General features: G+C 38.6%; 1 protein-coding gene. It reads left to right on the top strand.

The window, feature by feature from the left end:
- Nucleotides 1-1294 (top strand): SspB-related isopeptide-forming adhesin (locus HSISS2_RS07540; protein WP_276201968.1); only part of this gene is annotated, 1294 nt, incomplete at both ends.

Genomic DNA, 1294 nt, shown 5'->3' with positions numbered 1-1294 from the left:
AGAACCTAAGTTCCAACCAGAGAAATACGTTGTATCTAAAGCGAAATTCGATATCACAGGTACTAAGCTCGTTGATGACGATTCTGAATTGACAGATAAATATGGTGAAACAAACACAAATCCATATGTCGACAATACAAACAACAACGAAGCTGAAAACTTGAATACTAAGTCAGTTGAACGTGGCTCTAAACTTTACTACCAAGTATGGTTGGATACAACTAAGTTTGACGCAAACAACAAGGATAACATCCAAACAGTTGGTATCTCAGATGACTTTGACGAAACTAAGTTGAATGTTACTGCATCTGATATCAAGGTTTACGATTCAGTTACTGGTGCAGACGTTACTAACAAGTTCGATATCGCTATTAATAACGGTATTGTAACAGCTAACCTTAAAGCAGGCTTCACTAAGTCACTTGGCGACGCTGAAAATACTCAAATCATCGATACAACTAAATTCGAATTTGGACGCTACTATAAATTTGATATCCCAGCAACAGTTAAAGACGATGTCGTAGCTGGTGCTGATATTGAAAACAAAGCAGCTCAAGTTATTAACTACTATAACCCAGTAAGCAAGACAGTTAAAAAACCAAACGTACCTACTGAAAAACGTGTTAACAGTGTTCCAATCTCAGTAGAGTTCAACTTCACTAAGAAATTGGAAGGCCGTGCACTTAAAGCTGGCGAATTCACATTCGAGTTGAAAGATAGCGACAATGTTGTTATCGCAACGACAACCAACGACGCAGATGGTAACTTCAAGTTCACACCAGTTGATTACACAAACAAAGCTGGTGAAACTGTCACAGCCCTTAAATACAAGAAGGGTCAAGAAGGTACTTACACTTACACTGTAACAGAGGTTAAGGGTACAGACTCAACAGTCACTTACGACCCAATGGCTGCAGTAGTAACTGTTAAAGTCAGTCACGATGGTACTGCCAAAGCATTGATCACAAACGTGACAGATCCTGCCGATAAAGAATTCAACAACCGTGTCACTCCACCAACAGAACCTAAGTTCCAACCAGAGAAATACGTTGTTTCTAAAGCGAAATTCGATATCACAGGTACTAAGCTCGTTGATGACGATTCTGAATTGACAGATAAATATGGTGAAACAAACACAAATCCATATGTCGACAATACAAACAACAACGAAGCTGAAAACTTGAATACTAAGACAGTTGAACGTGGCTCTACACTTTACTACCAAGTATGGTTGGATACAACTAAGTTTGATGCAAACAACAAAGATAACATCCAAACAGTAGGTATCACAGAT

The sequence above is a fragment of the Streptococcus sp. HSISS2 genome, from assembly GCF_000448665.1.
Taxonomy (GTDB): domain Bacteria; phylum Bacillota; class Bacilli; order Lactobacillales; family Streptococcaceae; genus Streptococcus; species Streptococcus raffinosi.
Note: the sequence above shows the minus strand (reverse complement) of the source record. Positions and strands in the feature narration are given on the sequence as shown.